Origin of the sequence: Corynebacterium occultum, from assembly GCF_009734425.1 — a bacterium.
GTDB lineage: Bacteria > Actinomycetota > Actinomycetes > Mycobacteriales > Mycobacteriaceae > Corynebacterium > Corynebacterium occultum.
The window spans coordinates 766,673-781,449 of the sequence record NZ_CP046455.1 but is presented as its reverse complement, the minus strand read 5'-3'; the positions used below and the strand labels follow the sequence as shown (position 1 = coordinate 781,449).

9 protein-coding genes, 3 rRNA genes and 1 riboswitch are annotated in these 14,777 nt (G+C 60.5%); of the genes, 7 read left to right on the top strand and 5 right to left on the bottom strand.

Translation table 11 applies throughout. The annotated features are described in order from the left end of the window. Nucleotides 1-8 precede the first annotated feature (8 nt). Together COCCU_RS03685 and COCCU_RS03680 are read left to right on the top strand one after the other, a co-directional pair. The gene (locus tag COCCU_RS03685) at nucleotides 9-785 is read left to right on the top strand and encodes a glutaminyl-peptide cyclotransferase (RefSeq protein WP_156230274.1); all 777 of its coding nucleotides are present in this window, start codon (nucleotides 9-11) and stop codon (nucleotides 783-785) included. 11 nt (nucleotides 786-796) lie between these two features. Continuing rightward, nucleotides 797-1,342: a DUF2771 domain-containing protein gene (locus COCCU_RS03680; RefSeq protein WP_156230273.1), complete on the top strand. Its 546-nt coding sequence runs from the start codon at nucleotides 797-799 to the stop codon at nucleotides 1,340-1,342. Nucleotides 1,343-1,370: 28 nt separating this feature from the next. Here COCCU_RS03680 and COCCU_RS03675 read toward each other — a convergent pair whose 3' ends face one another. Continuing rightward, nucleotides 1,371-1,757 carry a cold-shock protein gene (locus tag COCCU_RS03675; RefSeq protein ID WP_156230272.1) on the bottom strand — a complete coding sequence of 129 codons (387 nt, stop codon included), beginning with the start codon at nucleotides 1,755-1,757 and terminating at the stop codon, nucleotides 1,371-1,373. Nucleotides 1,758-2,126: 369 nt separating this feature from the next. Then, a riboswitch (cyclic di-AMP (ydaO/yuaA leader) is annotated at nucleotides 2,127-2,293 on the top strand. 7 nt (nucleotides 2,294-2,300) lie between these two features. On the opposite strand from COCCU_RS03675, the gene COCCU_RS03670 reads away from it, so the two are divergent. After that, complete coding sequence (locus COCCU_RS03670) at nucleotides 2,301-2,918, top strand: resuscitation-promoting factor Rpf1 domain-containing protein (RefSeq protein WP_156230271.1); 618 nt, start codon at nucleotides 2,301-2,303, stop codon at nucleotides 2,916-2,918. Between the two features lie 153 nt (nucleotides 2,919-3,071). Here the strand turns inward: COCCU_RS03670 and COCCU_RS03665 are convergent, their stop codons facing one another. After that, on the bottom strand, nucleotides 3,072-3,266 hold the full coding sequence (locus COCCU_RS03665) for a hypothetical protein (RefSeq protein ID WP_156230270.1): 195 nt from the start codon (nucleotides 3,264-3,266) through the stop codon (nucleotides 3,072-3,074). Between the two features lie 64 nt (nucleotides 3,267-3,330). Between COCCU_RS03665 and COCCU_RS03660 the strand changes: the two genes are divergently transcribed. The 4 genes from COCCU_RS03660 to COCCU_RS03645 all read left to right on the top strand — a co-directional run bounded on the left by COCCU_RS03660 (nucleotide 3,331) and on the right by COCCU_RS03645 (nucleotide 9,201). After that, nucleotides 3,331-5,568 carry a helicase-associated domain-containing protein gene (locus tag COCCU_RS03660; protein WP_156230269.1) on the top strand — a complete coding sequence of 746 codons (2,238 nt, stop codon included), beginning with the start codon at nucleotides 3,331-3,333 and terminating at the stop codon, nucleotides 5,566-5,568. A 76-nt stretch (nucleotides 5,569-5,644) separates the two neighbouring features. After that, nucleotides 5,645-7,372 carry a DNA repair helicase XPB gene (locus tag COCCU_RS03655; RefSeq protein ID WP_156230268.1) on the top strand — a complete coding sequence of 576 codons (1,728 nt, stop codon included), beginning with the start codon at nucleotides 5,645-5,647 and terminating at the stop codon, nucleotides 7,370-7,372. After that, nucleotides 7,369-8,010 carry a DUF3239 domain-containing protein gene (locus COCCU_RS03650; protein WP_156230267.1) on the top strand — a complete coding sequence of 214 codons (642 nt, stop codon included), beginning with the start codon at nucleotides 7,369-7,371 and terminating at the stop codon, nucleotides 8,008-8,010. Before COCCU_RS03655 ends, COCCU_RS03650 begins: the two co-directional genes overlap by 4 nt. 24 nt (nucleotides 8,011-8,034) lie before the next feature. Next, on the top strand, nucleotides 8,035-9,201 hold the full coding sequence (locus COCCU_RS03645; protein WP_156230266.1) for a pyridoxal phosphate-dependent aminotransferase: 1,167 nt from the start codon (nucleotides 8,035-8,037) through the stop codon (nucleotides 9,199-9,201). 140 nt (nucleotides 9,202-9,341) lie between these two features. On the opposite strand, the gene rrf is transcribed toward COCCU_RS03645, so the two are convergent. From rrf to COCCU_RS03630, 3 genes are all read right to left on the bottom strand, one after another. Next, nucleotides 9,342-9,459: ribosomal RNA gene (gene rrf, locus COCCU_RS03640) — 5S ribosomal RNA — on the bottom strand. A gap of 142 nt (nucleotides 9,460-9,601) precedes the next feature. After that, nucleotides 9,602-12,676, bottom strand: a 23S ribosomal RNA gene (locus COCCU_RS03635). 359 nt (nucleotides 12,677-13,035) lie between these two features. Further along, nucleotides 13,036-14,552, bottom strand: a 16S ribosomal RNA gene (locus COCCU_RS03630). Together the 16S, 23S and 5S rRNA genes form the textbook arrangement of a ribosomal RNA operon. Nucleotides 14,553-14,777 lie beyond the last annotated feature (225 nt).

Sequence of the window (14,777 nt, the reverse complement as noted above, 5' to 3'; positions counted from 1 at the left end):
CCCTGCACATGCCTAAAATTCTTGCTGCCCTGAGCCTGCTCCCGATGCTCAGTTCCTGCGCCTCCGGTGCCGCCACCCCGGCCGAAACCGGGGTGCAGTACCTGGAACCGGAGATCATCCAGGTGCACCCCTTCGATGAGCGGAGTTTCACCCAGGGTCTGGAGGTGGATGAGCAGGGCAATCTGCTGGTGGCCACCGGAATGGTGGGTGAGTCCCGGCTCTACCGCGTCACCCCTGAGGGTGAGGAACTGCAGTCCGTGGACCTGGACCCCGCTTTCTTCGGGGAGGGCGTCACCGTGGCCGGAGCGGACCTCTGGCAGCTGACCTGGCAGGACGGGGTTGCCATCCGGCGCGATGCCGGAAGCCTGGCGGAGCTGGGCCGCTACCCCCTCAGCACCGAAGGCTGGGGAATCTGCTCCCGCCAGGATGAGCTGCTGCTCTCTGATGGTTCCGCCGCTCTCTCCCGCCTTGATCCGGAGACCTTTGAGCTCCGCGAACAAACTCGGGTCACCTTGGAGGGTGTGCCCGTGGAGGGGCTCAATGAGCTGGAGTGCGTGGGAGATGAGGTCTACGCCAATGTTTTCCTGAGCACCGAGATCATGCGTATCGACGCCCTGAGCGGGGAGGTCACCGCCGTCATTGACGCCGCCAACCTGCCCAATAACGCCACCCCGGACCCCAACCACGTCCTCAACGGCATCGCCCACCTGGATAATGGGAGCTTCCTGTTGGGCGGTAAACGCTGGCCGGACCTCTACGAGGTTCGTTTCGTACCCTCCGCCTAGGATGGATGATCATGGTCAGTCCTAAGAAAGCCAAGAAGAAGTCACTGCTGCGGGTGCTCACCCTGATCATCGCCGTGGTGATCGTGGTGGTCGCCTCTGTGCTGGTGCAGACCTGGTGGAATAACCGTCCCGGACCAGAACCGGCGGAGATCTCCCTCACCGCCCGGGTCGGCGAGCAGGAGATTGAACTTCTCCCCTACCTCGCCTGTGAGCCGGGCACCGAGTGTGAGGAGGGTGATATCCCCGCCCTTGAGGTCGGCCCCGGTGAGACCCTGGAGCTGGAGATCCCCGAGGAGGTGCACCGCGGGGAGTGGTCCCTGCTGAGCATCTACGATGATCCGGCCGCCAATGACCAGATCCTGCATGCCGGTTATGACGCGGACAGCGCGGAGATCCCCGGGTCGGTGGATCCGGTCGAAGAAGGGAATGCAGAACGGCCCCGCCTGGTGGTGGTTGAGGTGTCCGCCGTGATGATTGGCACGGACGCTGATGGGGAGGAAACTCCCTTGAGCGTCGTCTGGTCCCTCAACACCCAGGGCGAGGCCGTGGAGAATTAGCTGGGCTGACGTGAACCCCTCTTGGGGGTCAGACGTCGAGTTCGCGGGCCACGGCCCGCAGGATCTCCGCCACCTGGTGGCCGGCCTTACGCTCCGGGTAACGACCCGAACGCAGATCCGGCTGCACCTTGAGCTCAAGCAGGGTCACCAGGTCCGAGATCATGCTGTGCAGTTCCTCCGGCTGGTACTTGTGCTGGGGACGGCGTGCCTTCGGTTCCTCCAGTACCCGGACGCGGAGCGCCTGGGGGCCCCGACGACCTGCCGCGAAATCAAACTCAATGCGCTGACCGGGGTGGAGTTCTTCAACGCCCTCCGGCAGCACCTGCTTGCCCACGTAGACGTCCTCGTCCCCCGGGTTAGAGACAAAACCGAAGCCTTTACCGGCGTCGTACCACTTCACCTTGCCAATCGGCACTTGATCTCACCGCTTTCTCTATGAATCAGCGCGGCGGAAGATCTTTGCCGCAGGCGATTCCTTGAATGACATGAAGCAGTGATTATACACCCCGGGATAACCACCCCCCTGAAGCACAAAAATCACGCATGAGATACAAATCACACCCGTTTCCATAACGCTTTGACCTGCGCCGTTATTCCCCCTTTTCCCCTTTAGGAATCATTCCGCGCCTTTAACGTGACTCAAACGTTATAAAACGTTATTGTGGTCGGCAGGCACAAGGGGAATGATCCCCGCCGACGCTAACGCCTAACCCTGTCTGAGCGTCGGACGGGCCCCGGAAGATGTGCACGATAACCCGTCAGAGCGGCGGAAATAGCCGCTCATTGAAACTGAACATCGACATTACAGACAGGGGCGGGGAACCCACCGCGGAACCATCCGCACCGGAGGACAACCTCCTTGGGGTGAAGCCGCAGCACGCGGCCGGGCAGTCTGAATCCTCACAGCCCGAACCCGACAGCTCACCTCGCAGGCGGACAATGAGAGGAATCCTTTTTCATGGCACGTCACAACAGCAAGTCCGCTACCTTCGCCAAGATCGCCGCTTCCACCGCCGCATTCGGCGCAGCAGCCACCATCATGGCACCGACCGCAACCGCCGCCCCGGACTCCGACTGGGATCGACTGGCACAGTGCGAGGCCGGCGGCAACTGGAAGATCAACACCGGTAACGGTTACCACGGTGGTCTCCAGTTCTCCCCCTCCACCTGGGCTGCCTACGGCGGCACCCAGTTCGCCCCCTACGCCTACCAGGCCACCCGGGAGCAGCAGATCGCTGTCGCCGAGCGCACCCTCGCCGGCCAGGGTTGGGGCGCATGGCCGGCCTGCTCCGCACGTCTGGGCCTGAACTCCGCCCCGACCCCCCGGGATGTCGCCGCCGATGCCCCGGCGCAGGTCCAGCAGGTCGTCGCTGAGGCCACCGCCGCTGTCGCCGAGAGCAGCTCCCAGGACGATGCCCTCGCCGTCGACGCCGTCTACGGTCTGCTGCGCGAAACCTTCGCCTCCTACGGTGTGGGTGTCCCGGCACAGGTTGAGTCCTACTACGCCGCCAACCGCCACGACTTCAACTCCTTCTACACCGCCAACCGCGAGGTCATCGACTCCGTCCTGGTGTAAGTCCGCTGGTACCTGCAGCCGGATCTGAGCCCCCAGAGGGGGTTCGGATCCGGTTTTTGCGTGGGCTGGAGTCCTTCAACACGGGACCACAGAGACAGATATCCCCGCCCCACCGGGAGAATTCCGGTGGGGCGGGGATATCTGCTGAAAAGGTCAGTCCCGGCTTAAGCGGGTGTAGGGGTGGACGTAGCCGGTCGCCTCATGGGGAACCGGGAATACGATGTCATCGCCATAGGGGCTGGAAGCTCCGGCGAGGAGGGAGTTAATTTCGGTGACTACATGTCCGCCACCCGGGACCTGCTTCGGCCAGCCCGGATCGACATAGCCCTTCTTCTCAACGTTTGCCATAAGCCCTATTCTGTCAAATACCGGCACAAAAAGTAACTTAAGAAGGGTTCAAGTTCCTCATACCATGAAAAATTCCCGCTCTCAGGGCCCTGGTGACGAAGATTTCCGGAGCTGGCTCTCCCATCTGGAGGATGAACAGCTGGCAGTTATTCTGCGCTCCCGCCCCGATGCGGTCCTTCCCCTTCCTCCTGGTTTCGGCCCCCTAGCTGCACGTTTAAGGCTTCGCGCCTCAGTGTCCCGGGCGGTGCGGACCCTGGATGCCCTGCATCTGGCGGTCCTGGAGGCGGCAGCTGACGTGGGGGCGGAACTTCATCCGGTGAGTGCCCCCGAAGTGGTGAAGGAGTTCCAGTCCCGGAGCCCTGATGCCCCCGGTGGGCTCATCGAGGAGGCGATCCAGGGTCTGCGGGAACGGGCGTTGCTCTTCGGCGAGGGCCGGTTGCAGCTGGTGGCCGAAGCCATGACATCCCTGCCGGCGGACTGGCAGCTGCTCCCCGCGGCCGATGAAAGCCGACTCTCCGCCGCCCGGATCGGGGAGCTCCTGGCGGAGTTGGATCTGCGCCAGCGGAAGGTGCTGGACACCCTCAATAACTCCGGGGGGCGTGGGCTGACCCGGGATGCCGCCCCGGATGCGGATCCCACCCGGCCGATCCCCCAGTTGATTGCCGCCGGCCTACTCACCCGCATTGATGCAGAGACCGTCGGTCTGCCGCTGAACATCCGACGCATCATGCGGGGGGAGGGGGAGCTGGAGGTACCGCTGCTCCCCTCCCCCAGGTTTGCGGCGGGGCAACCGGATGCCCGGGCCCAGACCCGGGCGGATCAGTCCGGGGCGGCGGCCGGTCTGGAGGTGGCCCGCCAGCTGCACCAGCTGATTGATCTGCTGGGTGCCCAGCCGGTGGCCCTGCTCAAGGATGGTGATGTCGGGGTTCGGGCGGCCACGAAACTGGCGCGGGACCTGGACCTTTCCGAGGCAGATCTGATCCGCCTGGTGTGCCTGGGTGAGGCCGCGGGTCTGCTGGGTCGCGGGGAGCCGGCAGGTGAGAGCGGCGATCATCTGGCACCCACCCCAGCTGTTGAGGAGTGGCTGGATGCGGATCTGGCTACTCGCTGGTCCCTGCTGCTGCGCGGCTGGTGGACCTCCACCTGGGACACCTGGCAGGAGGAGGACCGCCTGCTTTCGGAGAACTCACGTCGGGAACATCTCCCGGAGACCCGTCGCCTGCTGTGCTCCCAACTGACCCGCCCCGCCATCGGCACCGCCCTGAGTGAGGATGAGGTGCTGGCGGATCTGCATTTCTCAGCCCCCGTGGCGGCCCTGCGGATCGGTACCACCATGGCTCAGGAGCTGCTGGCCGAGGCCCGTTGGATCGGTGCGCTCTCCGGTGGGGTGGCCACCTCGGTGCTCCGCGCCCTGGTGGCGGGTGAGGATCCGGCGGAGATCGCCGCTGAGATCACCCCGGGCACCGTGGAGAAGGTGATTCCCCAGGCGGACATGACGATCATGGCGCCGGGTCCCCTGCCGCGTGAGCTGCAGGCGGAGCTGGATCTGCTGGCGGAATTGGAGTCCGCCGGACTGGCCAGCATCTACCGGGTCACGGAAAACTCCCTCCGCCGCGCCATGGACACCGGTCGGAGTTCGGAAGATCTCAAGGACTTCCTCAGTGATCATTCCCTGGGTGAGGTGCCACAGTCCATCAGCTACCTGATTGATGATGTCGCCCGCCGTCACGGCACCCTGCGGGGTGGGCCTGCGATGAGCTACCTGCGTTGTGATGATCCGGCGGTGATGGCCCAGGTAGGCAACTCCCCTGCCGCAGAGCTGCTGGGGTTGCGCCAGATCGCCCCGACCATCGTGATCGCCCAGGCTCCCCTGGCCCGGGTCATCGCTGCCCTGAGGGAGCAGGGGATCCACGCGGTGGCCGAGGACACCAGTGGGGCCAGCCTGGACATCCGCCCACCTGCGGCCAGGGTGAATGTGAAGACGCGCCCCACTATCCGGCCGCAGCCCCTGGATGAAACCCGGATCAGGGCTGCTGTCGCCGCCATCAGGCGGGCCGAAGATGCCGAAAAACCGGGGGCACCCCTGAACGATCCCCTGCCCGTGCTGCAGGCCGCGGCACGGGCGGGACGGACTGTGACCCTCGGGTTCGTCGATAAGCAGGGTGTGGCGGTGCAGCGTGTGGTCCGGCCGATCAAGGTGGGCGGGGGTCAGGTGGATGCGGTGGACCCGGTGAGTGGTTCGGCACACCGCTTCACCCTGCACCGCATCACCGAGGTGATCGTGGATGAGAAGCCGGGGTAGACACCTGGTTCCGCTTTGGCCCATGTCAGTGACATAATGAGTGCATTTGGCATCTGATCCCCTTCAAGGAGGAAATTTGGGCTTCGGTGACGGCCCCCTGATCGTCCAGTCCGACAAAACCGTGCTGCTTGAGATCGACCACGCCCTGGCCGCTGACGCACGCGCCGCGCTCGCCCCCTTCGCGGAGCTGGAGCGCGCACCTGAGCATGTCCACACCTACCGCATCACCCCGCTCGCGCTGTGGAATGCCCGCGCCGCCGGGCATGATGCGGAGCAGGTGGTGGATGTGCTGGAACGCTACTCCCGCTTCCCGGTGCCCCAGGCACTGCTTATCGACGTCGCGGAGACAATGTCGCGCTATGGCCGGGTCCGCCTGCACAAGCACCCCGCCCACGGCCTGCTCCTGGAGTCTGCGGAGCCCGCCATCCTGGCGGAACTGCAGCGCCACAAGAAGATCAAGCCGATGCTCGGCGCCCCGATCGACCCCGAGAGCATCCTGGTCCACCCCTCTGAGCGGGGGCGGTTGAAACAGGAACTGCTGAAGGTGGGCTGGCCGGCGGAGGACCTGGCCGGATATGTCGACGGTGAAGCCCACCCCATCGCCCTGTCCACCGAGAATGAGGACTGGGAGCTGCGTGACTATCAGCGCTATGCCGCTGATTCTTTCTGGGAGGGTGGTTCCGGGGTGGTGGTGCTGCCCTGCGGTGCCGGTAAAACCATGGTCGGTGCGGCATCCATGGCTCGCGCCCAGGCCACCACCCTGATCCTGGTGACCAATACGGTGGCCGGCCGACAGTGGCGGGATGAACTGATCAAGCGCACCACGCTCACCGAGGATGAGATCGGCGAGTACTCCGGCGAAAAGAAGGAGATCCGCCCGGTGACAATTGCCACCTATCAGGTGGTCACCCGCAAAACCAAGGGTGAGTACCGGGCACTGGAGCTCTTCGACTCCCGCGACTGGGGCCTGATCATCTACGACGAGGTGCACCTCCTGCCCGCCCCGGTGTTCCGGATGACCTCCGACCTGCAGTCCCGGCGTCGCCTGGGACTGACCGCCACCCTGGTGCGGGAGGACGGTCGGGAGGGTGATGTCTTCTCGCTGATCGGGCCGAAACGTTATGATGCCCCCTGGAAGGACATTGAGGCCCAGGGTTTCATCGCCACCGCGGAATGCGTGGAGGTCCGCACCACGATGAGCGAATCGGAGCGGATGGTCTATGCCACCGCGGAAAGTGCGGACCGCTACCGCCTGGCGGCCTGTGCGGGTTCGAAGCTGAGGGTGGTGGAGAAGCTCCTGGCACAACATCCCGGGCAGCCCACCCTGATCATCGGTGCCTACCTGGATCAGCTGGAGGAACTTTCGGCCCGTTTCCAGGCGCCGGTGATTGAGGGCAAGACCTCCAATAAGAAACGCCAGGAACTCTTCGATAAATTCCGTTCCGGGGAAGTCTCGGTGCTGGTGGTCAGCAAGGTGGCGAATTTCTCCATCGACCTGCCCGAGGCCGCCGTGGCGATCCAGGTCTCGGGTACCTTTGGTTCCCGACAGGAGGAAGCCCAGCGTCTGGGTCGTCTCCTCCGCCCCAAGGCCGATGGTGGGGAGGCCCACTTCTACTCCGTGGTCAGCCGGGACAGCCTGGACGCGGAGTACGCCGCCCACCGCCAGCGGTTCCTCGCCGAGCAGGGTTATGCCTACCGCATCCTCGACGCCGAGGACCTGGTGGTTCCTCCCCTGCCGGCCGAGGACACACAGATCAGTGAAAACAACGACGCAGCTGATGCAGCTGAGGAAGAACTCCAGTGAAGGTATTCAAGTTCGAGGTCGATGAGGCCTACGCCAAGGAAAACAATGAGATGCTGCGGGACAACAACCGCTTCAAACTCTCCGGCAGCATCTTCTCACTGGTGCTGCTGGTTTTTGGTGGGGTCATGTGGTGGTTGGCCGATGGTGCCGCCTGGGGTTGGATCAGTGGCCTGGTCTTCGCCGTGCTGGCCCTGATCTTCCTCGGGGTGACCTTCGTGGCACCGCAGAAGATGGGCAGCCCCCAGGAGCTCTACGACCGTTATCCCCTGGCCCCGGCCATCATCGTGGAGGCCAACGCCCGGGATGCGGTGATCATGGCCCTGGTCAACACCAACGTGGATCCCCAGATCCCGCCGCGGTGGGGGCTGGCGCTGCGCACCATCAACCGCACCGGAGTGCACCAGAACAAGGTGGGCACCCAGGTGCCCGTGGCCGCTGTCCATGGTCAGCGTGCCACCAAGGATCCCCACCACTGGCTGCAGATTCTGCCCATGCCGATCACCTGGGGAACCAAGGACAAGGATGTGGTCAACGAGGCCCGCAAGTCCATCCCCCATGAACAGTGGGTACTTCTGGAGAAGCACCGCAACCGTTATGAAGAGGTCAAGGGAACCCGCTACAACATGCTGGTGCTCTAGGGTTTTCCTCTAAGCTCGGGGGTTATGAATCAGGTAGTCAAACGCCTCCAGCCCTTTACTGAAACCATCTTCGCCACGATGACCGCAAGGGCCGTGGCACACCGGGCCATCAACCTGGGGCAGGGATTCCCTGACTCTGATGGCCCTTCTTCCATGCTTGACACCGCCGTGGCGCAGATCCGGGCGGGCAGTAACCAGTACGGCCCCGGTCGGGGAGAATCCCGGCTCCGTGAGGCCATCGCCCGGCAGCGCTCCCGCCGCTACGGTATCGACTATGATCCCGCCAGCGAGGTCCTGGTGACCGTGGGAGCCACTGAGGCGATCACCGCTACTGTCCTCGGGCTGGTGGAACCGGGGTCCGAGGTGATCCTCCTGGAGCCCTACTATGATGCCTACGCCGCAGCCATCGCGCTTGCCGACGCCGTGCGCATCCCCGTCCCGTTGAAAACCAGCGGCAACAGCTGGGCCCCGGATATCGCGGCTATCCGTTCCGCGATCACCGAAAAGACCTCGATGATCATCCTGAACAGCCCCCATAACCCCACCGGCTCGGTCTTCGGGGCAGCAGACCTGGCGGAGCTGGCCGAGGTGGTGGTCGAGCATGATCTCCTGCTGCTTTCCGATGAGGTCTATGAGTACCTCACCTTCGATGCTTCCACCCACACCGCCATGGCGATGCTGCCGGGCATGCGGGAACGCACCGTCACCGTCTCCTCGGCCGCCAAGACCTTCAACGCCACCGGATGGAAGACCGGTTGGGCGTTGGCCCCCGCCCCGCTTCTCGACGCCGTCCTCAAGGCCAAGCAGTTTATGTCCTATGTGGGTGCCACTCCTTTCCAGGCGGCCGTGGCGCATGCCCTGGATGCCGAGGAAAGTTGGGTCACCGAGATGGTCAGCGGGCTGCAGCGAGAAAGGGATCTGTTGAGGGAGGTGCTGCTGGAGGTCGGTTTCGAGGTGGCAGCAAGCCAGGGCACCTATTTTCTCATCGCAGATATCTCTCCCCTGGGTTATGAGGACGGGGTGGAGTTCTGTCTCCAGCTGCCCGAGAAGGCCGGTGTGGCAGCCATCCCCGTCCAGGTGTTCACTGACTATCCTGAGCTCTGGCAGACGAAAGTCCGCTTCGCCTTCTGCAAACAGCCGGCCACCATGGCTGAGGCCGCAAAGCGACTGCGAGAAGCCCTGGGCTCCTAGGTTTTCCTGGGTTGGCTGCACTCCCCCAGTGGGGCTGTCCCAGGTTTTTGTGGGATACGAAAAAAGAGGTAGGCCCCGGGAAGAGAAACCATGTTCTCTTCCCGGGGCCTACCCCTTGTTTTTTCTTGCATGAAGTTAAAGGTTGGCAGCGACCTACTCTCCCACACCCTCCCAGGTGCAGTACCATCAGCGCGAACGGGCTTAGCTTCCGGGTTCGGAAAGGGACCGGGCGTGACCCCGCCGCAATAAACCACCAACACACTCAAACAACACGAACCAACCACACCCCACCACACAGGGGGATGCGTGTCGTGTCAGACACTGCACAGTGGACGCGAAGCAACCCTCAAGATCACTCGTTACAAGTTACGCACAACCACCAACCCCAAGGGCCAGCAGATATATGTGTGTTATCGGTAAATTAGTACCGGTCACCTCCACACCTTACGATGCGTCCAGATCCGGCCTATCAACCCCATAATCTATAGGGAACCTCAAAAGAAACCTCATCTCAAAACAGGCTTCCCGCTTAGATGCTTTCAGCGGTTATCCCTCCCGTACGTAGCCAACCAGCCCTGCCCCTGGCGGAACAACTGGCACACTAGAGGTACGTCCGTCCCGGTCCTCTCGTACTAGGGACAGCCTTCTTCAAGTTTCAACGCGCACGGCGGATAGAGACCGAACTGTCTCACGACGTTCTAAACCCAGCTCGCGTGCCGCTTTAATGGGCGAACAGCCCAACCCTTGGGACCTACTCCAGCCCCAGGATGCGACGAGCCGACATCGAGGTGCCAAACCATCCCGTCGATATGGACTCTTGGGGAAGATCAGCCTGTTATCCCCGGGGTACCTTTTATCCGTTGAGCGACACCACATCCACAAGTAGGTGCCGGATCACTAGTCCCGACTTTCGTCCCTGTTCGAGCTGTCACTCTCACAGTCAAGCTCCCTTGTGCACTTACACTCACCACCTGATTACCAACCAGGCTGAGGAAACCTTTGGGCGCCTCCGTTACCATTTAGGAGGCAACCGCCCCAGTTAAACTACCCACCAGGCACTGTCCCCAACCCAGATCATGGGCCAAAGTTAGATGTTCAATCCGATCAGAGTGGTATTTCAACAACGACTCCCACACAACTAGCGTCATGTGATCTAAGTCTCCCACCTATCCTACACAAACCGAACCGAACACCAATACCAAGCTATAGTGAAGGTCCCGGGGTCTTTTCGTCCTGCCGCGCGTAACGAGCATCTTTACTCGTACTGCAATTTCACCGGGCCTGTGGTTGAGACAGCAGGGAAGTCGTTACGCCATTCGTGCAGGTCGGAACTTACCCGACAAGGAATTTCGCTACCTTAGGATGGTTATAGTTACCACCGCCGTTTACTGGGGCTTAAATTCTCAGCTTCGCCCATAAATGAGCTAACCGGTCCTCTTAACCTTCCAGCACCGGGCAGGCGTCAGTCCGTATACCTCAACTTAAACGTTTTCGCACGGACCTGTGTTTTTAATAAACAGTCGCTTCCCTCTATTCTCTGCGACCACAACCAGCTCAAGGTGTAAAACCCGTCACCAGCCATGGCCCCCCTTCTCCCGAAGTTACGGGGGCATTTTGCCGAGTTCCTTAACCACAGTTCACCCGAACGCCTTAGTATTCTCTACCTGACTACCTGTGTCGGTTTAGGGTACGGGCCGAATGTGCACTCGCTAGAGGCTTTTCTCGACAGTACAGGATCACCAACATCACCCCGAAGGGCTACGCATCACGCCTCACACACCTGGGCCGGCGGATTTACCTACCAACCCGTGCTACACGCTTACACCACAATCCAATAAGTGGCTCGGCTACCTCACTGCGTCACCCCATCACTTAGCTACTACCAGCTCAGGCTCCACGCACGCCCCGACAGACACCATCAAAGATGACATCCGAAGGATTATGGGTGGTTAGTATCACTGATTCACCATGGGCGCACACACTCGGGTACGGGAATATCAACCCGTTATCCATCGACTACGCCTGACGGCCTCGCCTTAGGCCCCGACTCACCCTGGGAAGACGAACTTGACCCAGGAACCCTTAGTCATCCGGCGGATGAGATTCTCACTCATCAATTCGTTACTCATGCCTGCATTCTCACTCGCACACAGTCCACACCCGGTCACCCAAGCGCTTCACCCCGTGCACGACGCTCCCCTACCCAATAATATAAATATCATTGCCGCGGCTTCGGCGGTGTACTTGAGCCCCACTACATTGTCGGCGCAGAACCACTCGACCAGTGAGCTATTACGCACTCTTTCAAGGATGGCTGCTTCTAAGCCAACCTCCTGGCTGTCTTCGCGATCCCACATCCTTTTCCACTTAGTACACCCTTAGGGGCCTTAACCGGCGATCTGGGCTGTTTCCCTCTCGACTATGAAGCTTATCCCCCACAGTCTCACTGCTGCGCTAACTTAAACCGGCATTCGGAGTTTGGCTGACATTGCTAAGATTGTAGTCCCGCTCAACCAACCAGTAGCTCTACCTCCGGCAAGCACCACACAACGCTGCACCTAAATGCATTTCGGGGAGAACCAGCTATCACGGAGTTTGATTGGCCTTTCACCCCTACCCACAACTCATCCCCTCAGTTTTCAACCTAAGTGGGTTCGCGCCTCCACGACGTCTTACCATCGCTTCACACTGGCCATGGGTAGATCACCCCGCTTCGGGTCCAGGACATGCCACTAAAACACACTAGTTAGTATTCGCTTTCGCTACGACTACCCCACTCAACGGGTTAACCTCGCGACATGCCGCTGACTCGCAGGCTCATTCTTCAAAAGGCACGCCATCACCTATTACAGCTCTGACGGATTGTAAGCACACGGTTTCAGGTACTATTTCACTCCCCTCCCGGGGTACTTTTCACCATTCCCTCACGGTACTAATCCGCTATCGGTCATACTGAGTATTCAGGCTTACCGGGTGGTCCCGGCAGATTCACAGCAGATTCCACGAGCCCGCTGCTACTCGGGACATAAACAACAAGAAACACAGTGTCTTCACGTACGGGACTCTCACCCTCTCCGGCAGGTCATCCCAAACCACTTCCGCTAACACCGTGCACCCTGCGCCCGGCTGGTAGACCAGACACGCTTAAATCCCACAACCCCCACAATGCAACCCCTACCAGGTATCACACATCACAGGTTTAGCCACTAATCCATTTTCGCTCGCCGCTACTCACGGAATCACTATTGTTTTCTTTTCCTGCGGGTACTGAGATGTTTCACTTCCCCGCGTAACCCCCACAACCACTATGAATTCATGGAAGGGTGACCGCCCATAACGACAGCCGGGTTTCCCCATTCGGACATCCTCGGATCAACGCTTAGTTGGCAACTCCCCGAGGCATAACGCAGCCTCTCACGTCCTTCATCGGCTCAGTATGCCAAGGCATCCACCGTGTGCCCTTAAAAAACACACACAAAACTTCTATCACGACAAGGTCGCGATGAAATTGCTTACTTACAACAAGAATAAAGATGCTCGCGTCCACTATACAGTTCTCACACAACACACCACCCACCACCACACACCCCACCCGAAGACGAGACACCTGATACGTAGATGATCAGTCACGGAACAAAAATGTTGTCCCAGACACCCAACAGCATGCCACCCCACCACCGTCAGACAGTGAGTTATCTTTTGCTCATCGACCACGCATCCAAGCGTGGGGAATCATATCCACCCGATTAAAATGCCGGCGGGCCAACAAACGTGACCACCAACCGGTGTACCCCACCCACACAGTGGATGAAAGGATTTTCTAAAGCTCCTTAGAAAGGAGGTGATCCAGCCGCACCTTCCGGTACGGCTACCTTGTTACGACTTCGTCCCAATCGCCGATCCCACCTTCGACAGCTCCCCCCTTACGGTTGGGCCACTGGCTTCGGGTGTTACCAACTTTCATGACGTGACGGGCGGTGTGTACAAGGCCCGGGAACGTATTCACCGCAGCGTTGCTGATCTGCGATTACTAGCGACTCCGACTTCATGGGGTCGAGTTGCAGACCCCAATCCGAACTGAGGCCGGCTTTGAAGGATTAGCTTACCCTCACGGGTTCGCGACCTGCTGTACCGACCATTGTAGCATGTGTGAAGCCCTGGACATAAGGGGCATGATGATTTGACGTCATCCCCACCTTCCTCCGAGTTGACCCCGGCAGTTTCTCATGAGTCCCCACCATAACGTGCTGGCAACATAAGACAAGGGTTGCGCTCGTTGCGGGACTTAACCCAACATCTCACGACACGAGCTGACGACAACCATGCACCACCTGTGAACCAGCCACAAGGGAAGACGTATCTCTACGCCGATCTGGTCCATGTCAAGCCCAGGTAAGGTTCTTCGCGTTGCATCGAATTAATCCACATGCTCCGCCGCTTGTGCGGGCCCCCGTCAATTCCTTTGAGTTTTAGCCTTGCGGCCGTACTCCCCAGGCGGGGCGCTTAATGCGTTAGCTACGGCACAGAAGACGTGGAAGTCCCCTACACCTAGCGCCCACCGTTTACGGCATGGACTACCAGGGTATCTAATCCTGTTCGCTACCCATGCTTTCGCTCCTCAGCGTCAGTTACTGCCCAGAGACCTGCCTTCGCCATTGGTGTTCCTCCTGATATCTGCGCATATCACCGCTACACCAGGAATTCCAGTCTCCCCTACAGCACTCAAGTTATGCCCGTATCGCCTGCACGCCCGGAGTTAAGCCCCGGAATTTCACAGACGACGCGACAAACCACCTACGAGCTCTTTACGCCCAGTAATTCCGGACAACGCTCGCACCCTACGTATTACCGCGGCTGCTGGCACGTAGTTAGCCGGTGCTTCTTATCCAGGTACCGTCACCTTGCGGCTTCGTCCCTGGCGAAAGGAGTTTACAACCCGAAGGCCTTCATCCCCCACGCGGCGTCGCTGCATCAGGCTTCCGCCCATTGTGCAATATTCCCCACTGCTGCCTCCCGTAGGAGTCTGGGCCGTATCTCAGTCCCAATGTGGCCGTCCACCCTCTCAGGCCGGCTACCCGTCGACGCCTTGGTAGGCCATTACCCCACCAACAAGCTGATAGGCCGCGAGCTCATCCCACACCGAAAAATCTTTCCACCACACCTCCACGATGCGGTCCTATCCGGTATTAGACCCAGTTTCCCAGGCTTATCCCGAAGTGCGGGGCAGATCACCCACGTGTTACTCACCCGTTCGCCACTCGAGTACCCCCGAAGGGGCCTTTCCGTTCGACTTGCATGTGTTAAGCACGCCGCCAGCGTTCGTCCTGAGCCAGGATCAAACTCTCCATAAAAGACAACCAACACCCCGAAGGACGCCGATCAATCAGACTGAAAAGCCCGACAACCTGACAAACAAACCACGACCCACCCCCCACAAAGAGGAACAGGCCACTGGCAATTCATCCAAAAAATTACTGATCAACCATCAGACCCCCCCTTCCCTGACGGGGAAAAACAAACGGGGATCCGACATAAAAACTTAGTCAACCATACCGACTGACCCCACCCCGAAAGAT